General features: G+C 58.9%; 20 protein-coding genes. 13 read left to right on the top strand and 7 right to left on the bottom strand.

From position 1 onward, the window contains the following. Positions 1-60 precede the first annotated feature (60 nt). Both HDF08_RS14050 and HDF08_RS14045 read right to left on the bottom strand, forming a co-directional pair. Positions 61-2,073 carry a DUF6600 domain-containing protein gene (locus HDF08_RS14050; protein WP_179639282.1) on the bottom strand — a complete coding sequence of 671 codons (2,013 nt, stop codon included), beginning with the start codon at positions 2,071-2,073 and terminating at the stop codon, positions 61-63. Then, positions 2,037-2,372, bottom strand: coding sequence for a hypothetical protein (locus HDF08_RS14045; RefSeq protein ID WP_179639281.1), 336 nt, complete (start codon positions 2,370-2,372; stop codon positions 2,037-2,039). Before HDF08_RS14045 ends, HDF08_RS14050 begins: the two co-directional genes overlap by 37 nt. A 246-nt stretch (positions 2,373-2,618) precedes the next feature. On the opposite strand from HDF08_RS14045, the gene HDF08_RS14040 reads away from it, so the two are divergent. Further along, on the top strand, positions 2,619-3,608 hold the full coding sequence (locus HDF08_RS14040; protein WP_179639280.1) for a glycine--tRNA ligase subunit alpha: 990 nt from the start codon (positions 2,619-2,621) through the stop codon (positions 3,606-3,608). 125 nt (positions 3,609-3,733) lie between these two features. Next, on the top strand, positions 3,734-5,839 hold the full coding sequence (glyS, locus tag HDF08_RS14035) for a glycine--tRNA ligase subunit beta (protein ID WP_179639952.1): 2,106 nt from the start codon (positions 3,734-3,736) through the stop codon (positions 5,837-5,839). Here glyS and HDF08_RS14030 read toward each other — a convergent pair. The 3 genes from HDF08_RS14030 to HDF08_RS14020 form a co-directional block, all read right to left on the bottom strand. Continuing rightward, a complete protein-coding gene (locus tag HDF08_RS14030) occupies positions 5,836-6,012 on the bottom strand; it encodes a hypothetical protein (RefSeq protein ID WP_179639279.1) in 177 nt (58 codons plus the stop codon). The two genes, glyS and HDF08_RS14030, sit on opposite strands and share 4 nt — an antisense overlap. Positions 6,013-6,244: 232 nt before the next feature. Continuing rightward, positions 6,245-6,868, bottom strand: coding sequence for a GNAT family N-acetyltransferase (locus HDF08_RS14025; protein ID WP_179639278.1), 624 nt, complete (start codon positions 6,866-6,868; stop codon positions 6,245-6,247). An 87-nt stretch (positions 6,869-6,955) separates the two neighbouring features. Next, on the bottom strand, positions 6,956-7,180 hold the full coding sequence (locus HDF08_RS14020) for a hypothetical protein (protein ID WP_179639277.1): 225 nt from the start codon (positions 7,178-7,180) through the stop codon (positions 6,956-6,958). 318 nt (positions 7,181-7,498) lie between these two features. On the opposite strand from HDF08_RS14020, the gene opgC reads away from it, so the two are divergent. Beyond that, positions 7,499-8,677: an OpgC domain-containing protein gene (gene opgC / locus HDF08_RS14015; RefSeq protein ID WP_179639276.1), complete on the top strand. Its 1,179-nt coding sequence runs from the start codon at positions 7,499-7,501 to the stop codon at positions 8,675-8,677. On the opposite strand, the gene HDF08_RS14010 is transcribed toward opgC, so the two are convergent. After that, positions 8,670-9,374 (bottom strand): hypothetical protein, encoded by a 705-nt coding sequence (locus tag HDF08_RS14010; RefSeq protein WP_179639275.1) that lies wholly within the window; start codon positions 9,372-9,374, stop codon positions 8,670-8,672. The two genes, opgC and HDF08_RS14010, sit on opposite strands and share 8 nt — an antisense overlap. A gap of 279 nt (positions 9,375-9,653) precedes the next feature. Between HDF08_RS14010 and HDF08_RS14005 the strand changes: the two genes are divergently transcribed. From HDF08_RS14005 to HDF08_RS13960, 10 genes are all read left to right on the top strand, one after another. Continuing rightward, the gene (locus tag HDF08_RS14005) at positions 9,654-12,182 is read left to right on the top strand and encodes an LptA/OstA family protein (protein WP_179639274.1); all 2,529 of its coding nucleotides are present in this window, start codon (positions 9,654-9,656) and stop codon (positions 12,180-12,182) included. Continuing rightward, on the top strand, positions 12,179-12,907 hold the full coding sequence (lptB, locus tag HDF08_RS14000; protein WP_179639273.1) for an LPS export ABC transporter ATP-binding protein: 729 nt from the start codon (positions 12,179-12,181) through the stop codon (positions 12,905-12,907). The genes HDF08_RS14005 and lptB overlap by 4 nt, the downstream gene beginning before the upstream one ends. Positions 12,908-13,131: 224 nt before the next feature. Beyond that, positions 13,132-14,874, top strand: coding sequence for an RNA polymerase factor sigma-54 (gene rpoN, locus HDF08_RS13995; protein ID WP_179639272.1), 1,743 nt, complete (start codon positions 13,132-13,134; stop codon positions 14,872-14,874). Between the two features lie 45 nt (positions 14,875-14,919). After that, a complete protein-coding gene (gene hpf, locus HDF08_RS13990) occupies positions 14,920-15,543 on the top strand; it encodes a ribosome hibernation-promoting factor, HPF/YfiA family (RefSeq protein ID WP_179639271.1) in 624 nt (207 codons plus the stop codon). Positions 15,544-15,594: 51 nt separating this feature from the next. Then, the gene (gene rapZ / locus HDF08_RS13985; protein WP_179639270.1) at positions 15,595-16,536 is read left to right on the top strand and encodes an RNase adapter RapZ; all 942 of its coding nucleotides are present in this window, start codon (positions 15,595-15,597) and stop codon (positions 16,534-16,536) included. Positions 16,537-16,625: 89 nt separating this feature from the next. After that, positions 16,626-18,503 carry an ABC transporter ATP-binding protein gene (locus HDF08_RS13980; RefSeq protein WP_179639269.1) on the top strand — a complete coding sequence of 626 codons (1,878 nt, stop codon included), beginning with the start codon at positions 16,626-16,628 and terminating at the stop codon, positions 18,501-18,503. Further along, positions 18,500-19,405, top strand: a complete 906-nt coding sequence (locus tag HDF08_RS13975; RefSeq protein WP_179639268.1) for a YicC/YloC family endoribonuclease — start codon at positions 18,500-18,502, stop codon at positions 19,403-19,405. The genes HDF08_RS13980 and HDF08_RS13975 overlap by 4 nt, the downstream gene beginning before the upstream one ends. An 82-nt stretch (positions 19,406-19,487) precedes the next feature. Next, entirely contained in the window at positions 19,488-20,147 is a 660-nt protein-coding gene (gene gmk, locus HDF08_RS13970; RefSeq protein ID WP_179639267.1) for a guanylate kinase, read from the top strand. 76 nt (positions 20,148-20,223) lie between these two features. Further along, positions 20,224-20,436: a DNA-directed RNA polymerase subunit omega gene (rpoZ, locus tag HDF08_RS13965; RefSeq protein ID WP_179639266.1), complete on the top strand. Its 213-nt coding sequence runs from the start codon at positions 20,224-20,226 to the stop codon at positions 20,434-20,436. A 33-nt stretch (positions 20,437-20,469) separates the two neighbouring features. Beyond that, entirely contained in the window at positions 20,470-21,360 is an 891-nt protein-coding gene (locus HDF08_RS13960; protein ID WP_179639265.1) for a uracil-DNA glycosylase, read from the top strand. A gap of 73 nt (positions 21,361-21,433) precedes the next feature. Here HDF08_RS13960 and HDF08_RS13955 read toward each other — a convergent pair whose 3' ends face one another. Continuing rightward, positions 21,434-22,120 carry a ribonuclease T2 family protein gene (locus tag HDF08_RS13955; RefSeq protein WP_179639264.1) on the bottom strand — a complete coding sequence of 229 codons (687 nt, stop codon included), beginning with the start codon at positions 22,118-22,120 and terminating at the stop codon, positions 21,434-21,436. Between the last annotated feature and the right edge of the window lie 27 nt (positions 22,121-22,147).

Here is a 22,147-nt window from a genome sequence, read left to right as displayed (position 1 = left end):
TCAAGGAGTGCGGGATTGGATTTGAGGGATGGCAGCGGTTATTTAGACATTATCTTGTCCTTATCTGGGAGGCGGCTGCTTTGACTCGTTTTTGGGTTGAGGAGGTTGAGGAGCGCGGGCGGCTGGATGGGCGATTGGCTCAGGCTGCTCGTGTGGTCCGGCTGGGCGTCCGTTGCGGAGGTTGTCGACCTGCTGCGGGCCAAGAGGGCGACCGGGATCGGTCTTCTGAATGGCTTGCCGCTGCTGGACGAAGGTCGGTTGCGCGGGTGGAGGCTCGCTCCGATTGATGAGAGGACGCGATTGATCCACGGGGCGTGGTTGCGGCTTGGGTTGTGCTGCCTGTACGGGAGGCTCGGGCCTCTGCTGGTTGATGGGCGCTGACTGCGGTCTCTGTTGATTGATGGGCGCTGGCTGCTGCGGCCTCTGTTGATTGATGGGCGCTGGCTGCTGCGGCCTCTGTTGATTGATAGGCGCTTCCGGTTGTGGCCTTAGCTGATTGACCGGAGCTGTCGGTTGAGGCCGTGGCTGGTTGAACTGGGTTGGCGGCTGTACCGGTTGGGCAGGAGGTTCGGGCCTTGCCTGGTTGACGGGGGCTGTTGGTTGTGGGTGTGGCTGGTTGAACTGGGTTGCTGGTTGCGTGGGTTGTACCGGTTGCGTTGGAACGGGGTGCGCGGATGGGTTTGGAGTTGGGGTGGCTCGTTCTATGGGTGCCTGTCGTGAAACGGGTTGGGTTGCGGCCTGCTGGATAGGTTGTCGCTGGACGGGGGTAGGCGCGGGCTGCTGGATTGGCCGCTGGCCGTTGGGCAGAGGCTGGACTTTGACTGCCTGCTGTTGTTGCGGGCTAAGAGGACGGACGGGGACGGGGTGCGCCTGCGCTCCGGGTACAGCCTGCGCGAGGCCGGCGTGGGTTTGGAGGACGGGCCGTGCGACGTTGACGGGGACGGCTCGGGCGGGTGCCGGGGCTACGATGGCACGAGTGGGCGTGATCATGGGATGAGGCATGACCTGAGCCTGGGCGAGCTGCTTCTGGTCGACGTGAACGGCTGCTGAGGCTACCGGGCGTCCGGCAGCGAAGGAGCGCTGGGGAACGACGGTGGTGGCGACGGCGCGATTGACGTAGGTAACGTTGTTGATGGTGGTGTTGTTGACGGTGGTGTTGTTGACGTAGATGTTAGTGGTCCGGTTGTTGTAGACGTTGCGGACCTCGGTGACGTTGCGGTTGTAGATGTTAGTTACATTGACGCGGTTCACGTAGCCGGGGCTGGCGTGATACCAGGGAACGTAGGTCTCGCGCGGGCCGAGGGGGAACCATGCGGTGAGGCCTGCTCCATTGCCTGCACCGAAGCCGGCGCTGATGGAGAAGCTGGGGCCGCCGACGAAGGCTACGAGGGCGGGAGAGTAGACGGGGCGGACGATGGTGGGTCCGGGAATCCATCCCCAGCGTCCGTTGAAGCTGGCCCAGCGGCCGTAGTGGAAGGGCGCGAATCCCCAGGGCTCGGCTTCAACCCAGGTCCAGCCCCAGGGGGCGATCCAAGCCCAGTGGCCATTGTGGTATGGGGTCCATCCCGCGTCGACGTTGCGGGGATACCAGACCTGACCGTAGTCGGATTGGGAGGACCACTCGCCGTACTCCTGGAGGTCGCTGTATCCGATCATGTCGGGGTTGACGTACTGCTGCTGGGCGGCGCGGTCGGCCATCTGGCGGCGGTCGCGATCCTGATCGAAGCGGTCGAGGTTGTCGCCTGGTGCGAGTTCAACGTATTCGACGTAGATGGGGTTGGAGCCGGTGAGGCGGAGTGCCTGTCCAGGGTTGATGGCCTGAGAGAGATCGGGGCCGGTGGCTTCGGCCTGTCCGGAGTTGACGGTGACGACGGTGGTGTCGTCCTGAGGGTAGCTATCGATGCGGACGTCGCCGGGCTGGAGGATGGTGATGGTGCCGTTAGGGGTGTCGATTTCGATGGTGGCGCCGTTCTGAAGGTTCCAGCTTCGGATATGGATGGAGCCCTGGGCGAGGCCGAGCTGGGCGACCTGGTCGGTCATGCTGGTGAGGGTGAGGTCGGCACCGAGGCCCATGCGGATGGCGAGGGCGTCGCTTTGGAGTTCGGCGAAGCTGGAGTTGTCGACGTAGACGCGATCGCCGTTGGTGAGGGATAGTTTGGCTCGGCCTGACTGAACTGATCGACGCCGGCGGGCTGGAGAGAGACATTGCCTTGAAGGATGCTGAGGCGGGCGACGCGCTCGGGCGGGTCTGCGTCCTGCGAGTAGCTCTGAGCGTGCAGGGGGAGGGTGGTGAGGAGAGTGAGGACAAAGGAGGCGAAGATGCTCTTTTTATAGAAGCCCCTGATGGTCGTACGAGTGAGTGGGGTTTTCATGGTTGTTGCCTCGATACTCGGTTGTATGAACCCGGCTTTTTGTAGATGGTGGCGCCGATGGTTGGAATTGGGTTGTAAAGACTCCCGGACATCATAGAGGGAAATGTTGGCGCAGGCATGAATCAGGCGAGGGAAGTTGCCTGGGTTGCTACTGGGGAAGACGTTTGCGTTATGGCTGATGGTGCGGTCGGGAAGTGGCCGATTGCATTTAGAATCGTAGGATTACCGTTTTTTGAAGAGAGATGCATGACTGAGAGAGCTGGAAAGAAGCGCGCGCTTACGTTTCAGGAGCTGTTGTTTACGCTGCAGCGGTTCTGGGCGGATAGGGGTTGCGTGTTGCAGCAGCCTTACGATGTTGAGGTGGGCGCGGGGACGATGTCGCCGGATACGTTTCTGCGGGTGCTGGGGCCGAAGCCGGTGCGGATCGCTTATGCGCAGCCCTCCCGTAGACCAGCCGATGGGCGGTATGGGGAGAATCCGAATCGGCTGTTTCGGCATACGCAGCTGCAGGTGATTCTGAAGCCGCCACCGGTGCGGATTCAGGAGATGTATCTCGCGTCGCTGGTGGCGATTGGCATCGACCTGAAGGAACACGACATCAAGTTCGAAGAGGATAACTGGGAGTGGCCGGTGGGCGGCGCGTGGGGCGTGGGCTGGCAGGTGATGCTGGATGGGTTGGAGATTACGCAGTTCACTTACTTTCAGCAGTGCGGCGGGATGGATCTCGATCCGATCTGCGGAGAGATTACGTATGGGCTGGAGCGGATCGCGGGATTTTTGCAGGATGTGGATTCGATCTACGACATTGTGTGGGCGGTAGAGCCCGATACTGGCCGCGAAGTGACGTATGGGGAGATGCGGCTGGCCGAGGAGGAGCAGTTTTCGGCTTACAGCTTCGATTATGCGGATGTGGCTTCATTGTGGAAGCACCTGGAGTTGTATGAGGCGGAGTGCAAGGGGCTTTTGGAGAAGGCTGGATTTCGTGACGACTTCAAGGACTTCGCGAAGATGGATGAGCTAACGCTGAAGCGGTTTCCGGTTTTGGGGTCTTATGAGCTGGCGTTGAAGTGTTCGCATCTGTTCAATCTGTTGGATGCTCGCGGGGCGATCTCGGTGACAGAGCGCGTCGGCGTGATGGCGCGGATTCGGACGCTGGTGGTGGGAGTGGCGAAGGCTTATGCGGCGCAGGGTGAGGCGTTGGCGGCTCTGGTAAAAGAGGAAGCTGTGGCGGGTTGAGCAGTTTGCGATCCCACCCTTTGCGATGAGACTGCAAAGGATGGGGCACCCGAGCGTTTGGGTTGGTTGAGAGAGTGATTCAGATACGAGATGCGCCTTATGTGGCGGGATTTGAGTTGAGGACGATGGCTGATTTTTTGTTTGAGATTGGGTTGGAAGAGGTTCCGGCGCGGATGATTGCGGGAGCGCAGGCGGAGTTGGAGCAGCGCGTGGTGAAGATGCTGGAGCGTGAGCGGCTGGTGCGGTCAGGTGCGATGGCTAAGAGCTTTGCTACGCCGCGACGGCTGGCGGTGTGGGTGGAAGGCGTTGCGGAGCAGCAGGAGGATGTGGCTGAAGAGCTGGTGGGGCCATCGGTGAAGGTGGCTTATAAGGATGGGGTGGCGACTCCTGCAGCGGTGGCGTTTGCGAAGAAGGCTGGGGTGGAGGTCGCGGCGCTGAAGACGATTACGAACGCCAAGGGAGAGTATCTTGCGGCGACTGCGGTGAAAGCGGGGCGGAGTGCGGCGGAGGTGATTGCTGCGGAGATGCCGAAGGAGCTGGCAGGGATCTACTGGGCGAAGAATATGTATTGGCGTGCGGGGCGGCCGGAGCGGTTTGTGCGGCCGGTGCGGTGGATGGTGGCTATGCTGGGCGAGAAGATTGTGCCGGTGGAATTTGGCGGATATGTAGCTGGAAGTGTTACGTATGGGCATCGGGTGCTGTTTGGAGAACAAGAGATTTCGCTGAAGGCACCTGGTGATTATGAGGACGCGTTGCTGGGCGGCTTTGTGATTGCGGATGCTGAGGTGAGGCGGCAGAGGATTCGGAAGGCTTTGGATAAGGTGACTCGGGCTGGTGATCCTGAGGGGGCAGGGCTGCGGTGGCGTGAGGACCATGAGTTGGTCGATAAGCTGACGCACCTGACTGAGTGGCCTTCGGTGTTGCTGGGTAGGTTTGAGAAGGAGTACCTGGCGCTGCCGGAGGAGGTTCTGGTGACGGTGATGCGGGATCACCAGAACTACTTTGCGGTGGAGGATCGGGACGGGAAGCTTGCTCCGCATTTTCTGGCGGTGCTGAACACTGAGGCCGATGAGGCTGGGGTTGCGGTGATTCGGCATGGCAACGAGCGGGTGCTGAGGGCGCGGTTCAATGATGCACGGTTCTTTTGGGAGTTCGACCAGCGAGTGCCTCTGGTGGAGCGGGTAAAGCTGCTGGAGAATGTGACGTTCCAGAAGGATCTGGGGAGCTATGCGGCTAAGACGGAGCGGGTGCGCAAGTTAGTGTCCGAGCTAGCTGGATTGGCTGCTGCGCGTGGAGTTGCGGTGGACACTCTAGCTCTTGATACTGCGGCGTTGCTAGCGAAGACGGACCTGACAGCCGAACTCGTCAAGGAGTTTACGGAACTGCAGGGCGTGGTGGGCGGTCTATATGCGCGGGCTCAGAAGTTTCCTACAGTGGTGGGAGATGCGATCTATGACCAGTACAAGCCAGCTTCCGCTAAAGACAATATTCCTCGCTCGCTTGAAGGTTCTTTGTTAGGACTTGCTGATCGAATGGACACAATTGTTGGGATGTTTTCTCACGGACTCGAACCCACAGGTTCAAAAGATCCATTCGCATTAAGGCGTTCTGGAAATGCCGTTGTGCGAATCCTTTCTGAGTCGGGCCTTCCCTTGACGCTCAATCATTTGTTAGCAATAAGCAATGCATCTTTTGACGAGACAGCGAAACTCGAGCAATTTTTCAAGGAACGCATCGCGTTCTATCTTCGTGAGGTGCGAGGACATGCCTATGACGTAGTTGAAGCCGTGATGCTGCCCGGCCCAGAAGGACTGCGTGATGTAGTTGTCCGTGCGGAGGCGGTTACGGCTGTTCGCGGGTCGGGGGATTTTGTTGCGGTGTCTTCGGCTTTCAAGCGGATGAAGAACATTCTTACGCAGGCCAGAGAAAAGGGGATTGCGGCGGCGGGCGGTGTGGATGCTTCGCTGCTGAAGGAGCCTGCGGAGAAGGCGCTGGCGGAGAAGTCGGCGGAGTTGGCGGCGAAGGTGAAGGGGCTGCGGGCGGAGAAGAGCTACAAGGCGGCGTTGGAGGAGATTGCTACGCTGCGGCCGCAGGTGGATGCGTTCTTCGAGGCGGTGATGGTGATGGCGCCCGAGGAGGCAGTGCGGGCGAACCGGTTGGCGCTGCTCGAGAAGGTGCTCGGGGATTTCTCCGGGATCGCGGATTTTTCGGAGATCGTGATCGCGGGCTAGTGCGTGAGGAGCATGACGCAGAGCATAAAGAGAAATACCGCGAAGAGGGAGCCGAGCGGGACGAGAACACCTTCGCGGAGGCCACGCCAGCTGCTGCTGTCGAGCTGACCGTCTTCAGCGCGAATGTTGGATTGAAAGGTTGGGGCTATTTCTTTCGATTCGATGTAGTTCATCTTGATTTCCTGTGCGAAGGATCGCTGGCATCCGGCAAAGCGTTCAGGGGAGCGACTGCTTTTGTCCCTGCTTCTTATGAAGCGATGTTGGATGCGGGATGCGGAGAAGGCATTGTGAGTTGACCTTCTTCGCAGGCCATTACGTTGTTCGCCATCATGCATGACGAAAACTATTGACGGCAAGGGTAACGCGTAGGGGTGGTGCCTTGAATGACACTTCCTGGGGATGCGCTCAGAGCTGGAGTTGCACGAACTCGGAGTGTAGCCGGGGCAGGAAGAGGTCATTGTCCGGCATATCTCGGGAGGCGGGAAGCTCGCCTAGAGCCATAGCGGTCTCGTCGCAGGTGTTGCGGCGCCCGCAGTGTTGGCAGTCTTTCGACACTTTTTCACGGAAGATTTGGCGGTCGGCGACTTCGAAGTGGAAGTGGTCGAAGAAGCCGGGGATGCGGGTGAAGAGGCAGACGCACTGGATGCCGCGGGCGTTGGCCTGGCGCAGGAGTTCGTGGACGAGCTGGCCGCCGGCTCCGCAGCCCTTGATGTTAGGACGAACGACGATTGAGCGAATCTCGGCGAGGTGCGGGCCGTAGATGTGGAGGGCAGCACAACCGAGGAACTGGTGGGTGTGGGTTTCGACGATGGTGAAGGTGCGGATGTTGGCGCAGATCTCAGCGTAGGAGCGGGGAAGGAGGGTGCCGTCGTGGGAGAAGCTGTCGATCAGTTGATGGATGGCGCGGGCGTCTTGTATCTGCGCTTTGCGGGTTCGCAGAAAGATAGTTTTGGGGTCGCAGCGGAGGGTGGTGGTTGGTGGGAAGGGGAACGGGGAGGTCGGAGGTTCCAGTACAGGGGACAATGCCATAGGACACTGCGCTTTTCTCATTTGGATCGTGGGCCGGGGCCGGTTGGTGATTTCGGGTTGGAATTTGGACTTCTGACGGGAGCGCCGTTAGCTGCCGTAGTGGCGGCCTTCGCTTGAGGACTCCCATGCGATGGGGGCGAAGGTGCGCTGGAAGAAGGTGTTGTCGACGATGTAGCGCTCGCGGTTTTCGCCTTCGATGATCCAGTCGCCGGGATAGGCTTTGCGCTGGCCGGAGTCGGTGAGGATGAGGGTGGGGTGGAGGCACTGGGTGGCATTTACCAGGAGCGGTCTGCGGGTACGAAACGTGTTCATCTAGCTCTCCTGTCGGTTGTTGCTTCGGCCGACTTCTATATTTCAGCACTGCGTTCGTAAAGAAGGCATAAGGGATTTCGATGAAGTTCGTAAAGACTCTTCGTCTTTATTTTCTGCGTTTGCTGGTGCTTTCGGATGGCTCTAAAAGGCGGTCTGGAATCTTCGGCAGGGCTGAAGCGGATCTCGTGTTCAGGACGTCTGTTCTCAGTAGTCGAGAGGGGTTTTAGTGCTGGTCCATACGAAGCGAATCGCGACTCCGTTGCTGGTGGCTTTGTAGCCTATGCTGAAGATGCGCTTTTTCCAGCGAGGGGATTACCAGTGACGCTCTGTAGTACAAAGACGCAGAGGAGGCCGGAGCTGGATGCGCTGCGGGGGCTGTTCCTGGTGTGGATGACGTTCACGCACATGCCGACGCACTTCAGCGACTTTGTGAATCAGCCGGTTGGATTTGTGTCGTCGGCGGAGGGATTTGTGTTTCTTTCGGCGATGCTGGTGGGCACGGTGTATCTGCGAGACGCTTTAGAGGATGTGTCTGGGGTGATTGCGAGGCTTTGGCGACGAACGCTGAAGATCTACGGGTATCACCTGCTGATGCTGGCATTCGCGTTTACGATTGCGGCTTTATTTGCGGCTAAGACCCATCGGCCGGCGATCTACAACCTGATCAACTTTTACCTGGCTCATCCGAAGGTGGCGATCCTGGGCGGAGTGCTGCTGATCTACTGCCCTCCGCTGCTGGATATTCTGCCGATGTATGTGATCTTCATGTTTCTGACGCCGATTGCGCTGGCGGTGGGTGTGCGTTATGGGTGGAGATGGGTGCTGGGGGGGAGCGCGGCGCTGTGGGTTTGGGCGCAGTTTGGACTACGGGAGCTGATGCATGATTGGACGGTGCGGGTGACTCATCTGCAGATTCCTCTGCAGGAGACGGGCGCGTTCAACTTGTTTGCGTGGCAGGGGGTTTGGATTGCGGGGCTATGGCTGGGGGCCAAGAGCGCTGAGGGCGAGATGCCGCTGAAGCGGATTCCAGGATATGTCGTGGCGGGGTGCGGCGCGGTTTGCCTCTTCTTTCTTGGAGTGCGGCATCACTGGTTGGGACCTGTGTTGACGCAGGAGTCGCTGGGGATTGGGCTGGATAAGTGGCAGATCGGGCCGATGCGGGTGGTGAATCTGGCGGCGTTTCTAATCGTCTGTTACTGGATGCGGCGGTTTCTGGTGAAGCTGATTTCGGTTGAGCCGTTTCTGACGCTGGGAAAGGCTTCGCTGCAGGTGTTTTGCGCGCATGTGTTCTTTGTGTTCGTCGGACTGACGCTGTTGTATGAAGATACTCCGCAGCTGCATGGTGCTCGGGCCTATGGGGTGCTGTCGCTAACCTTTGCGGGGCTGATGCTGGTGGCGATGAGGGAGTCGCGATTGCGGAGAGAGGCGAGGGCTGCTGCGGCTGCTGCAAAGGCTGCGGGTCAAGGTGAGACGGCTGTGGCTGAGAGCGCTAGTTGACGCGCTGGAGGCGGTCGATGAGTTTCTGAGCGAGGGGTTCCCCGGACTCGGTCCAGAGGAGACGGCTGCTGATGCCACAGTTTTTTTCGACCGAGAGGGTGAAGGCCAAGAGCATCTCTACGTTTTGCTGAATGTGTTTGGTGGCGGCTGCGTCGAGCTGTTCGTCTTCGAGGGTCTCGGCGAGCCAGGGGGTATCGAGTCCGAAGTCGACGCGGATGTGGCCGTTCTGGTCAAAGCTGGCATCGTCGAATTTGGGGCCGAAGCCGAGTATACGGACGGTGGAGAGCTGAAGCTTCCAGAGGGGATCGAGAGCGGTGGACTGGTACTCGGGGTCGATGTCGGAGTCGGGATCGATGTCTGGGTTGGGGTAGTTGGGATCGACTTCGGGGGACCAGAGCTTCCAGCGCATCTCGAACTCGTAGGCCATGTCGTCGTGGAGCTGCTCGGTGGCTTCGGCTACGGCGTTTTCGATGATGGAGCCGGAGGTGTCCTGGTTTTCTTCGGCGCGGTCGTCGTTGACGTAGATGCGCTGGTAGGTGGGGGCTTCGGTGAAGCTGATGGGATAGACGCTGGCTGCCGCTACGCGCTTTTCTCCACTGATGAGCGCGAACTGGCGCATGACCGAGACCATGGTGGCGGGGAGGGTGTCGAAGCGGAAGTTGGGGAACCAGAGACTGAGGTAGAGCTGATCGGCCATTGGCTTAGTTTAGACCTTTGTCCTGCCGGACGGGCCCACTGCGCTAGGCCACCCCACAAACGAAGACCTGTTTGTGGGGGCCCCGGTTGGTGCGGGCGTTCGCACGCCTTTTTAGAGCTTCGCGTGGTCCTCCCGTTGGTCGGAGGAAGATGATTCCGACCAACGGGAGGACCTGTGCTGCTCGTCTTGTCAAGACCGGTATACGCGTCACGAAGTGACCGCCCCACGCGCAGTGGGCCCGTCCGGCAGGACTGGTCGGGATGAGAAGATAGAAGATGAATGAACGTCTCGGTAGAACGGCTGCGGGTCTGGTTGCTGGCTGGTGCAGGCCTGCTGGTGATCGTGATCGCCTCTTTTCTGGGATATGCCCACTACCGGGCGCACCGGTTTCTGACGAATCTGCCGAAGAAGCTGGGGGTGAACGTTCGACGGGAGACCAACGGGTTTACCTACTCTCAGTCGGTGCAAGGTCGGACGGTCTATACGATACATGCGGCGAAGGCGGTGGAACGCGCGGACGGCAAGGTGACGCTGCACGATGTGGGGATCGTGCTGTATGGGCGTAAGGAGGATCGGGCCGACAGGATCTACGGGAAAGAGTTTGAGTATGACCAGAAGAACGAGGTGATCCGAGCGGAGGGAGAGGTGCATATCGATCTGCAGGCACCGGAGACGGCGGATGCGAACGCGAAGATGGACTATGCGCCAGGGAAGGATCTGCATGGTTCGGAAGCGGCTGAGAAAAAGGATGTACGGCTGATCCATGTAACGACCAGCGGGCTGGTTTTTTTACAGAAGCTGGGTGTGGCGGCGACGGACAATGAGATTGAGTTCGAGTCGGGTGGGCTGACGGGCCATGCGGTCGGCGCGGACTACAACTCGGATACGGGAGTGGTGGTGTTGCACTCGGCAGTGAGGGTGAATGGCCTGGAGCGCGACAGACCGGTGGTGTTGACGGCATCGCGGGCGGAACTGGACCGGCAGAACGAAAGAGCTGTGTTGACGCAGGCAAAGTATATGGCGGTGGGTGGCAAAGGAGATGCAGGGCAGACCGCGCAGGCGAGGGATGTTGTCGCGCATCTGCGGCCGGATGGAACGGTCGAGCGGATTGAGGCGGAGGGAGAGGTGACGCTCACTGATGGAACGGGCGGCATAGTGATGGCTCCGCGAGGCGAGATGACGTTGAGTGCGCAGAGTCAGCCGCAGTCGGCGGTGATGTCGGGTGGGGTGAAGTATTCGGTGGATGAACCGCTGCGGCAGGCCAAGGGAGAGGCGGGGCACGGACAGGCGGCGTTCGATAAGGCGGGCAGGCCGGAGCATGTGGTGATGACAGGCGCGGTGCATCTGAACGAGTGGGTTCGGACGGATGCGTCCAGTGACGCATGGGGTGAGCGTGAGTTGAACGCGAGGCAGATAGAGTTAGCGTTATTTGCAGGCGTCAATGGGAAGGCCGAGTTGCGGGATGCGAAGGCTACGGGTGACGCGCGGTTGAAGGTGATGAATCCGGCTGGCATCCATGGCGGGGGCGGTGGGCCGACCAGTAGCGCGTTGGCCGGGGATGTCTTGACGGCGCACTTTGTGCGTGTGGGGAGTGCAGACCATCTTGCGGAGGTGCATGGTGATGGGCACACGTCGATGCGTCGAGTGAATGGGAAGGGTGTCGTCGATACGAGTTCGGGTGATTCTCTGGTGGCGCACTTTCGGCCTGGGAGCGCGGGAGTGTCGCGCAGGGCAAGTGCTACTGGGAAGGGGCAGAGTGCTGATGAAGTTACAAACGCGATTGAACAAGGGCATGTGGTGATGACAGAGTTGCCGGTGAAGAAACCGGGAGATTCTGCGGCTCCGGTAGAGGAGAGAGTAACGGCGGAAAAGGCTATTTACGACGGGGAACTGGAACGGACGACGTTGACGGGCAATGTGCAGGTGAGCAATGGGACGAGCGTGTTGTGGGCGGATCGAGTAGTGGCGGAGCAGCAGACGGGAGATGCTTCGGCGGATGGTTCGGTGAAGGCGAGTTTCAGCCAGGTGGGGAGTGAAGCGGAGCCGGTGCATGTGCTGGCATCGCGCGCGGAGATGAAGCATGATTCGCAGGTGGCGAAGTTTTATGGGGCGGGATCGAATGGCAAGCCGGCGCGGTTGTGGCAGGGTGCTTCGCAGGTAGACGCTCCGGTGATTGAGTTTGAACAGAAGCAGAAGAGGCTGCTGGCGCATGGTGAGGGACAGGGCGCGCCTAGTGCAGTGCATACTGTGTTGGTGAGTGCCGGGACTGGGGTCAAGACGGATTCAGCCAAGGCTGATAACAAGACCGGTAAGCAGATGGGCGGCGGTAAGACCAGCGTGATTCGGGTGATCAGCCGGGATCTGGTTTATTCGGATGTGGCGCGCAAAGCGGATTTTACGGGCGGGGTTCAGGTAGATAGCTCGGATGGAAGTATGCGGGGACAGCAGGCGGTGGTGTATCTGCAGGCAGCTCCGGCTAATGGCGTGAAGAAGGCTGATGGTGCGGCGGGTGGTGGGTTCATGGGTGGGAGTGTGGAGAGAGTTGTTGCGAGTGGCCGTATTGAGATGCAGCAGCCTGGCCGGCGCGCGAGCGGTGAGCAGCTTGTGTATACGGCGAGCGACGGCGTGTTTGTTTTGACCGGGACACCGGCTGCGTTGCCGAAGGTTGTGGACGATCAGCGGGGGACCGTGACAGGTACGTCTTTGCGATTCCACAGCGGGGATGAGAACGTCGTGGTTTCTAATGAAGGAGAGAGTAGCGCGGGGCAACGGGTGCGCACGGAGACGCGGGTGAAGAACAAGGAATGAAGACCTTATCGACGGAGGAGATCGGCAAGTCGTACGGCGGCCGCCAAGTGGTGAAGGGGGTCAGCCTCGAGATCGAACAGGGCGAGGTAGTTGGTCTGCTTGGCCCGAACGGCGCGGGCAAGACGACGAGTTTTTACATGATCGTTGGGCTGGTGCGTCCGGATTCGGGGCGCGTGCTTGCGGATGGGCACGACATCAGCCGGCTGCCGATGTATCTGCGGGCGAGGAACTATGGGATTAGTTATCTGCCGCAGGAGCCTTCGGTGTTTCGCAAGCTGACGGTGCAGGACAATATTCTGGCGGTGCTGGAGGCGCAGCAGTTGAGCTGGGAGAGCCGGCGGACGCGCACGGAGAAGCTGATTGAGCAGCTGAATCTGGGACATGTGCGCAAGACGCGGGGCTATGCCTTGAGCGGGGGAGAGCGCAGGAGGGTGGAGATTGCGCGGTGTCTTGCGATCGAGCCGGCGTTCATTTTGCTGGATGAGCCGTTTTCAGGTATCGATCCGATTGCGGTGTTGGACTTGCAGGAGATCATCTTCGGATTGAAGAAGAGTGGGATTGGGGTGCTGATTACGGACCACAATGTGAGAGAGACTTTGTCCGTGACGGACAGGGCTTACATCATCGCCGAAGGGAAAATCTTTAAGGCAGGAACGCCAGGAGAACTGGGGCGCGACCCTGAGGTGCGGCGGATCTATCTGGGCGAAAACTTCTCGATGGGTTGAGGAGCCGCAATCTTACAACTTCTGTTGTAAAGAAGAGATGCTATCGGTGCAGTGCGCTCAGCCTTTGACAGCATTAGACTTACAGCGAGATCAAGTCAGTGCGTGGAGACTGTGCCAAGTTGGGGAATAGCGCTCTGGTTGAAATTAATTGCACAATGAGCACGAGAGATGCCAAATGGCAGATCTACGGCAAAGATATTGTAATCAGGTAGTGAGGGAATAACGTGTTGCTGCAACCGAAGCTGAACTTGAAAGTCTCGCAACGACAGGTGCTGACCCCTGGTCTGGTGCAGATGGTCAGCGTGCTGGCGCTGAACAAGCTCGAGCTGAGAGAGATGATCAACACCGAGATGGTCGAGAATCCGGTGCTGGAGGAGTTGGAGGAGTCGGTTGCCACGCTGGATGAGAGAGCAGGCCTCGAGGGGGATCGGGAGCGCTCGGCGGAGGATGTGGCTGCGGAGAGCGAGAGGGTTGAAAAAGACCCATTCGATGAGATCGACTTTGGCAGCTACTTCCAGGATTATCTTGACCCTGGTTTTCGGACTGCGTCGAACTTCGAGGAGTACGACAAACCATCTTTTGAGAATTTTCTATCGCAGCCTAGTACGCTGAGCGACCATCTCGCGTGGCAGTTGGGTTCGCTGACGTTGAGCCCCGTGGTGAGGGCTGCTGCAGAGTTGGTGGTCGGAAATTTGAATGAGAATGGTTATCTGACTGCGAGCGATGAGGAGCTGGTGGAGGCTCTGATGCAGATGCAGGAACCGGAACGGTCGGAGCCGATTCCATTTGACCGTGCGGCCAGAGGTAGATCGGCGCGGGTTTGGGATTTCCCGGAGACGAGGGGAGAGGACGACAGCTCCGGACAGGGTGAGTCGCTGGATTTAGCGGCTGCGTCCGACGAGACCGTTGGAGTGTTTTTGGCGGCGGTCCGCGAGGCACGGAAGGTGGTTAATTTCCTCGATCCGGTAGGGGTCGGGTCGAGAGATTTGCGGGAGTGTCTGCTGATTCAGATATGCGCTCAGCAGGGTGAGGCGGCGATTGTGCTTCGACGCCAGCAGGCGCACGCGGCAGATAAGGCTGCGAGAAATGGTGCATCTGGCGCCAGCGACGAAGACTATGGCGCGATCGAGGTGGTTGCGGCCTCGGATAGTCCAGGGCGTGAGGATATCTTCAGTATCGCGACACACGTTGTGACAAACTGTCTGCCGCTGTTACAGAAGAAAGATATGCGCGAGCTGACACGGAGCTGCGGGCGGACGGCGGATGAGGTGAACGCTGCGGTGGAGTTCATCCGCACGTTGGATCCGCGGCCGGGACAGCGATATAACCACAGCGAAACGCGGCTGATTGAGCCGGATGTTGCGTTTGTGAAGCGCGATGATGTCTATGTTGTGTTGATGAACGAAGAGGATATGCCTACGCTTCGGTTGAACCAGGGCTATCGCAAGATGCTGCAGCAAAAGCAGACGGAGAAGGAAGTCAAAGAGTATGTGAAGGAGCGGTACAAGTCGGCGATTCAGCTGCTACGAAACATCGAGCAGAGGAAGAATACGATTGTGCGCACCTGTGAGGTGATCGTCAGGCGGCAGCAGGAGTTTCTCGAGCATGGGGTCAATGCTCTGAAGCCGATGATGATTAAAGAGGTTGCGGAGGAGATCGGGGTTCATCCTTCGACGGTTAGTCGCGCGGTGGCGAATAAATATGTGCACACCTCGCAGGGCGTGTTCGAACTGCGCTTTTTCTTTTCCGAGGGAGTGAATGGGCCGGAGGGCGGTGATCTGCCGCTGGTGCTGCTGAAACGCAAGGTGAAGAAACTGATCGAGGAAGAGGATGAGCGGAAGCCGTTGACGGACGATCAGCTGGCGGCTGAGTTGCAGCGGCAGGGGATTCAGGTGACCCGAAGGACGGTCGCGAAGTACCGGGAAGATATGCAGATTCCAAGCACGCACCAGCGTCGTGTACGCTGATCGTCTGCGAAAGATCCGAACCGATCGCGGGGACGAGGTGAACGTATGGACGTGGAGTACACCGGCAGACAGACGACTATTACAAAAAAGCTGAAGTCACAGGCAGAAGAAGGCGTGGAGGCGATTGCGAAGATCGTCGGCAACTCCGGCAGTGTGCATGTGATTTTGTCCACGGACAAGTATCGGCAGATCGCCGAGGTGACGGTGCAGACCAGGCATCAAAAGCTGGTGGCGCGGTGTGAGGCTACGGACATGATTGTTGCGTTGCACGATGCGCTGGCGAAGATTGAGCAACAGGCGATTCGGCATAAGAAGAGATTCGGGACGATCAAGCGGCATCCGAAGTCGGATTTGAAGGGAGCTGCGGCTGAGGTGGTGGCACCTGTTGCGCGGAAGACTGCGGTGGGGAAGGTGGCGACGAAGAACAGTGTTGGCCGTAAGGCAGTGCCGATGCTGGTGCACTCTTTTCCGTCGCACTCGCCGCTTGCAGAGCCACATGTGGTGCGCTCGAATGATTCGGTTGCGTTGCGGCCGATGTCGATCGAGGAGGCAGTGAAGGAGGCTGCGTTTCGCGACCGCGAGGTGTTTGTGTTTCGCGACCATGGCGGGCAGGCGATGGTGCTCTATCGTAAGCGTGACGGAAAGATGGAGCTGATTGAAGTTCCTTAGAGCAAGGTTGCTGGAGCAAGGTTCCTTAGCCTGGGGTGCTAGGATTTCTGCATGACGAGCAAGCGGGTCGCGAAGAGTTCCGTGAAGTCATCCACTGGAACACGCAGGAAAAAAGTCGCAGAGGCTGCGCTTCCGGAACACCGGGGCGAACTGGTTATTCTGACAGGGCTTTCGGGATCGGGGAAGTTGTCGGCGCTGAAGGCGTTTGAAGATCTGGGGTATTACTCGGTCGATAATCTGCCGCTAGAGCTGGTGCCGAGCTTTGCGGATCTTGTGCGACAGTCCGCGGAGATCGAGCGCGCTGCGCTGGTGGTCGATGTACGGGAGGGAATGCGACTGGATCAGTTCCCGTCGATTCTGAAAAAAGTATTAAAGATACTGCCTACGCGAGTCGTCTTTTTGGAGGCTAGTGAAGACGCGTTGATTCGGCGATTCTCCGAGACGCGGCGGCCTCATCCGATGGGAGGCAGCGATACCGTGGTGAAGTCGATTCGGGCGGAGCGCAAGCGGCTGGACCCGGTTCGCAATGTCGCCGACATCGTTTTGGATACGACAAAGTTCAACGTGCATGAACTTCGGGCGCATATCAACTCACAATTTGCACGCGAAGAGAGCGGACGCGCTCTGATGATCTCGTCGAACAGCTTCGGTTTCAAGAACGGCGTGCCTGCGGAGGCGGACCTGGTGTTTGACGTGCGGTTTTTGCCGAATCCTCACTTTGTGCCGGAGTTTCTGAAACTGACTGGCAAGCATCCCAAGGTCGCGAAGTATGTAATGCAGTTTCCGCAGACGAAGGAGTTTTTGGATAAGACCGCCGAGATGTTGAAGTTTCTTCTGCCCCACTACATCAAGGAAGGGAAGAGCTACCTGACGGTGGCGTTTGGATGCACCGGGGGGCAGCATCGGTCCGTCTTTATCGCGGAAGAGATGAAGAAGCGGCTGGCGGCTGAGGGGTATCGAGTGAAGACTGCTCATCGGGATATGCCAAAGTAGCTACTGCGCACGGCGGCACACAGAAGAATAGACGCGCAATAGAATAGTGAGATGCGCAATGCAATGGCGACAATCAGGAGAGTGACGGCTTGAGGCGCATCTGGCGATTGCTGCTGTATGTCCGGCCATACGCCCTTTACTCGGTGGCGTCAGTGGGATTGATGGCAGTCGTAGGCGCGATGGCGGCGTTTCGCGTGCTGCTGGTAAAGCCAATCTTCGACAATGTGTTGAGTCCGGATGCTTACACACACGATGTGCTGGTGTTCCCTCATGTGCCTCTTCTTGGAAGGCCGTTGAACCTGCACTTTCTGGTTCCGAGTCCACTGCATAATGCGTGGACAGTCGTGGCATATGCGCTGGTGGTCTCCGCACTGGTGAAGTCGGTGTGTGACTATGTGGGGACTTACCTGGTGAACTATGCGGGCTTCGGGATGATTACCGACCTGCGCAACGATCTGTACAACGCTGTGCTGCGACGTTCGGTGGGTTTTTTTCAGAAGCACACAACGGGCACTTTGTTATCTACCCTGATCAACGATATCGAGCGCGTGCAGACGGCGATGTCGAGCGTGCTGGGGGAGTTTCTGCAGCAGATCTTTACGCTGATCTTTATGATTGGCGTGGCGATTTTCTACGGTGGGAAGCTGGCCTGGGTACTGTTGTTGTTCGTTCCTGTGGTGATCTCTTCGGCACGGCGTATCGGGCGGCGGGTGCGGCAGACGACGCGCAAGGGGCAGGACAAGCTGGCAGAGATACAGAACATACTTCACGAGACGATTACGGGCAATCGTATCGTGAAGGCGTTCGGCATGGAGTTGTGGGAGATGAACCGCTTCCGGCGCGCGGCGAAGAGGCTGTTCAGCGCCAATCTGCGGTCAGTGAGTGTGCAGGCGATTAGTTCTCCCTTGATGGATGGGCTTGGTTCAGTTGCGATTGCACTGCTGTTGCTCCTTGGCCGCGACCGCATCAAGAGCGGCTCGATGACGATCGGGTCGTTTATCTCTTTCTTGATCGCGGTGTTTACGCTGTACGACCCGGTGCGGAAGTTTGCGTTGTTTTATAACAGCTTTCAGCAGGCGCTGGGGGCAAGTGAAGAGATCTTCAAGTTTATGGATGCGCAGGACGATGTGCAGGAGAAGAAGCGCGCGTTTGTGTTGAAGGAGTTTAAGGAGGAGATCCGGTTTGAAGATGTTGGCTTCGCTTATGAGAGCGAAGGAGAGGTGAAGCAGGTGCTGCAAGGGATCAACTTGAATGTGCGGCCGGGTGAGGTTATAGCGTTTGTTGGTCCGAGTGGAGCGGGCAAGTCCTCGCTGGTGAATCTGATTCCTCGTTTCTTCGATGTGAATGAAGGAAGGATTCTGTTGGATGGGCACGATCTGCGCGATGTGACGATCGCTTCGCTGCGACAGCAGATTGGGAAGGTGACGCAAGAGACGGTGCTGTTCAACGACACAGTGCGAAATAACATCGCTTACGGTCAACCGGATGTTCCGATGAGCAAGGTGGAAGAGGCGGCGCGGATGGCGCTGGCGCATGAGTTCATTCTCAACATGCCTGACGGGTACAACACGATGGTTGGCGAGAAGGGGACACGGCTGAGCGGGGGAGAACGCCAAAGACTCGCGATTGCGCGGGCAATTTTGAAGAATGCCCCGATCCTGATTTTGGATGAGGCGACTTCGGCTCTCGACATGGAGAGTGAACAGTATGTGCAGGCGGCATTGGCGAATCTGATGCAGGGGCGGACGGTGTTTGTGATTGCCCATCGCCTGTCAACGGTGCGACGGGCCTCTCGTATTGCGGTGATTGAAGGGGGACGGATTACAGAGATTGGCACGCATGATGAGCTGATGCAGCACTCGGGGACCTACCGGCGGCTTTATGACATGCAGTTTAGTGAGAATGATGCTGCGCCAGCCGGGAACGGTGAGGGTGTGCTGACGGTCGGGCTGGAGGGGATTGCGTGACAGATATCTATTCGATGACTGGGTACGCGAGTATGCGCGGTGCGGTGCGAGATAGCCTTGCCTTCACTTTGAGTATGAAGAGCGTGAACCATCGGTTTCTTGATCTTCATCTCCGGTTACCTTCTTTCTGTGATGGTCTCGAGGTGCAGATGCGAAGGATGTTGAAGGAGAGTCTGCGTCGGGGGCATATCGAGGTGACGCTGCAGATCGAGCGCAGGGCAAACGTTGAGATCCAGCTGAATGAGGGCTTGCTTGAGGCTTACGTGCAGGCGTTTCGCGAGGCTGCTGGGACGCATGGCGTGTCTGCGGAGCCGGACCTGAATGCGATGCTGCGCATACCGGGTGTGATGAGTACTGAGGGCGTTGCTGGTGCGGCGGAGATTGAGGGGCTTGACGCGGCGGTGCTCTCGCTGGTCGTTCCGCTGGTTGGGAAGCTCAATGAGGGGCGAGCTCAGGAGGGTGCTTCGCTGGCGGCTGAGCTGAAGGCTTCGATGCTGCGTCTGCAGGCTTTCGGGGAAGAGATGGCTGGGCTGAGGAACGGAGTACGCGAGGTGCAGTTTGAGCGACTGCGGAGCCGGCTGATGGAGCTTACGCAGGGCGTTCCGGTGACCGAGGAGCGGCTGCTGGCTGAGGCTGCGGTGTTGGCGGAGAAGAGCGATATCGAGGAGGAGATCGTTCGATTGCGGACGCATGTGGAGCGCTTTGTTGCGATGCTCGAGGAGGGCGGCGAGTTGGGCAAGCGGCTGGACTTTCTGCTGCAGGAGCTGAACCGCGAGGCGAATACGATGCTGTCGAAGACCAGCGGAGCAGCGGGCGAGAATAGCTTGCAGATCACGGAGCTTGGACTCGAGATGAAGGCTGAGATCGAGAAAGCGCGGGAGCAGGTTCAGAACCTCGAATAGATATGGGAATAGATATGGGAGTAGCGTGTGCGCGCGCGGTTGTTAGACTGGCAGAGACAAATGGAATAGGTGATTGAGGCGCATGGCGGGAATTCTTTTTATCATTTCGGCGCCGTCGGGTTCGGGGAAGTCGACGCTGGTGAGTCAGCTGCGGACGTTGGTGGAGGGGCTGGACTTTTCGATTTCGTATACGACGCGGGCGCCACGGGGGTCGGAGACGGATGGGCGGGAGTATCACTTCACGACCCGGGAGGAGTTCGAGCGGATGATTGCGGCGGGAGACTTTCTGGAATGGGCAGAGGTCTTCGGCAACTACTACGGGACGGCGATGTCGGCTCTGGGACATGCGAAGGATGCAGGGAAGGACCTGCTGCTCGACATCGATGTACAGGGTGCGGTGCAGGTGATGAAGAAGACGCCCGCTGCGGTGTCGATCTTCATCTTGCCGCCTAGCCCGCAGGTACTGGAGATGCGGCTGCGAAACCGGAGCGAGGCCGAACATGTGACCTCTGAGAAGGTGATTCAGAGCCGGTTGGCGGAGGCTCGGACTGAGTTGAAGCAGATGTGGGACTATAAGTATGCGCTGGTAAATGATGTGCTTGACCAGGCTGTGGCGGAGCTGAGGGCGATTGTTTTGTGTGAGCGCGGCGAGCGCGACGGGGTACAGGCGCTGGCTTCGAGTTGCAGGACCGATGCTGCTTCGCCTCGCTTACAGAAGGCATTGAGGACCTTTCACGATTAGAGACGTGTTATCCACTACGAATTGTGTATGGGTTTTCATCGGGGTGAGTTATAACTTCTGCATCGGGGTGAAACGCATGACGATTGAGAATGCATTCCACAATAAGTACAGTCTGGTAAAAGGTGCGGCGCGTCGGGCGCGGCAGCTACAGTCTGGCGCCTCTCCTCTGATCGTGGCCAAGTCGATGAAGGCTTGTCGCGTGGCGCAGGATGAGATCAAACAGGGACACGTCAAATTTGTTCTGCCGGAGAAGGTCGTAGAACCTGTGCTCGACATTCCGGTGCACTAAATCTGACGGAGCAGACCGCGATACCATAGAGCCATGGCAGGAGAAGCAGAGCAGCTGCGGGCTTACGTGGACTATCTTCGCGACATGGGCGTCCATGACTTTTATCGTCGGGGCGAGCCGGTGTACGTCGAGGCTGTTGCGGTTCCTGTTCCTGCTGCGGTTGATGCTGTCTCCGTTGTCGAGGAGGTGGTTCAGGCGCGACCGTTGTTTGCGAAGACGACTTTGGTGGAGCAGCCAGTTGTTCCTGTTGCCGTTCCGGTTCGACCTCAATTTCTGGAGCCTCCCATCGCGAAGCTTGTGAGTTTCGATGATCTAGTTCCGCTGCCTGCAGTGCGGGTGGATGCTGCGCATAAGGCTGAAGCGCTGGTTGGAATCAAAACTGAGATTGGCGATTGCACTCGCTGCCCGCTGGCGTATGCGGGCAGGCGGACGATCGTGTTCGGCGATGGCGATGCCAATGCGCGGTTGATGTTTGTCGGCGAGGGGCCGGGGGCGGATGAGGACACCTCGGGGATCCCCTTTGTCGGCAAGGCTGGTCAACTGCTCAACAATATGATCCAGGCGATGGGCCTCAAGCGCGAGGAGGTTTACATCGCCAATATCGTGAAGTGCAGGCCGCCCGCTAACCGGGTTCCTGAGCCGGTGGAGGCGAATACCTGCGACCAGTTTCTGCTACAGCAGATCGATGTGGTGCAGCCCCAGGTGATCGTGGCGCTGGGGGCTACGGCGGCGATGTATCTGTTGGGAGTGAAGCAGTCCCTGAGCTCCTTGCGTGGCAAGTGGCATAGCTGCAGGGGAGCGAAGCTTGCGGTGACCTATCATCCGGCGTTTCTGCTGCGTGACCCGACGATGAAGGGCGAGGCGTGGAAGGATCTGCAGAGGGTGATGAAGGAGATGGGGTTGAAGTCTCCGACCAAGGCGTAGAGCTGTCAGTTTTCTTCCTCGATCTTGCTATATCTATCCCGGAACCCCCTCCTATTTCCGAGGCATAAGCCGCTTACGGTGGGGTGATGCGGACTGCGTTGGCGCGGCAGGAGCGGATGGGGCCGCAGGAGATTGGGTGCGCGGATTTGTCGAGGCAGACCTCGACGGCGGTGAGGTAGTTGTTGCCGCAGCTGATGGCGAGGCTGGCGGCAGGTATGGCCGGGTTCGCGGTCTGGAAGAGGTCGATGAGCTGAGCCGGGGTGAGCGAGATTTGATGGTCGAGCTGGGCGAGTGTGGGCGGGATGGTGACGGCCTGGAAGGCGGTGCGGGCGAGGGCGAAGAAGGCGTCGGGAGAGAGGCCGGAGCAGGTGCCGTGAGTGCGCCACTCGTGACGGAGGAGGCCGGCGTCGGGGTAGATGTCGCTATAGGCGGAGGGGTCGCGCGGGCCGTAGTCCGTGGAGCAGTTCTGCGGATAGCCTCCGTTGGTGTTCTGAGGCCAGAGGCCGTGGAGGACGAAGGCGGGGCGCTGGGCGCACTCGGTTGCGTTGGGGTGCGAGTGGCAGAACTCGGGCGACCAGGAGAGATTGAGAAGGTAGTAGTCGAAGGGTTGCTGACTGGCGGCGGCTTGGTCTGAAGATTGGCTTGGGAGCGCGGTGGTGCCGGGGCGGGGTGCGGGCTCAGACGTGGGCTGCGGATGTGGCTCACAGGCGGCGAGGGGGAGAAGAAGGGCCAGTAGGACGGGAAGAGTGATCTTCTTCATGGTGGGAGAAGCATATCAAGATGGTGG

The sequence above is a fragment of the Tunturiibacter empetritectus genome, from assembly GCF_013410875.1.
GTDB classification, from domain to species: Bacteria; Acidobacteriota; Terriglobia; order Terriglobales; family Acidobacteriaceae; genus Edaphobacter; species Edaphobacter empetritectus.
This window is presented reverse-complemented; position numbering and strand designations above follow the sequence as displayed.

Bases quoted from the DNA above. Each gene is read 5' to 3' on its own strand.
- HDF08_RS14050 (WP_179639282.1), bottom strand. From the start codon at position 2,073: ATGGGCCTCGGTGCCGACCTCACCCTCACCAGCATGACCGACCAGGTC.
- HDF08_RS14045 (WP_179639281.1), bottom strand. From the start codon at position 2,372: ATGAAAACCCCACTCACTCGTACGACCATCAGGGGCTTCTATAAAAAG.
- HDF08_RS14040 (WP_179639280.1), top strand. From the start codon at position 2,619: ATGACTGAGAGAGCTGGAAAGAAGCGCGCGCTTACGTTTCAGGAGCTG.
- glyS (WP_179639952.1), top strand. From the start codon at position 3,734: ATGGCTGATTTTTTGTTTGAGATTGGGTTGGAAGAGGTTCCGGCGCGG.
- HDF08_RS14030 (WP_179639279.1), bottom strand. From the start codon at position 6,012: ATGAACTACATCGAATCGAAAGAAATAGCCCCAACCTTTCAATCCAAC.
- HDF08_RS14025 (WP_179639278.1), bottom strand. From the start codon at position 6,868: ATGGCATTGTCCCCTGTACTGGAACCTCCGACCTCCCCGTTCCCCTTC.
- HDF08_RS14020 (WP_179639277.1), bottom strand. From the start codon at position 7,180: ATGAACACGTTTCGTACCCGCAGACCGCTCCTGGTAAATGCCACCCAG.
- HDF08_RS14010 (WP_179639275.1), bottom strand. From the start codon at position 9,374: ATGGCCGATCAGCTCTACCTCAGTCTCTGGTTCCCCAACTTCCGCTTC.
- HDF08_RS14005 (WP_179639274.1), top strand. From the start codon at position 9,654: ATGAACGTCTCGGTAGAACGGCTGCGGGTCTGGTTGCTGGCTGGTGCA.
- lptB (WP_179639273.1), top strand. From the start codon at position 12,179: ATGAAGACCTTATCGACGGAGGAGATCGGCAAGTCGTACGGCGGCCGC.
- hpf (WP_179639271.1), top strand. From the start codon at position 14,920: ATGGACGTGGAGTACACCGGCAGACAGACGACTATTACAAAAAAGCTG.
- rapZ (WP_179639270.1), top strand. From the start codon at position 15,595: ATGACGAGCAAGCGGGTCGCGAAGAGTTCCGTGAAGTCATCCACTGGA.
- gmk (WP_179639267.1), top strand. From the start codon at position 19,488: ATGGCGGGAATTCTTTTTATCATTTCGGCGCCGTCGGGTTCGGGGAAG.
- rpoZ (WP_179639266.1), top strand. From the start codon at position 20,224: ATGACGATTGAGAATGCATTCCACAATAAGTACAGTCTGGTAAAAGGT.
- HDF08_RS13960 (WP_179639265.1), top strand. From the start codon at position 20,470: ATGGCAGGAGAAGCAGAGCAGCTGCGGGCTTACGTGGACTATCTTCGC.
- HDF08_RS13955 (WP_179639264.1), bottom strand. From the start codon at position 22,120: ATGAAGAAGATCACTCTTCCCGTCCTACTGGCCCTTCTTCTCCCCCTC.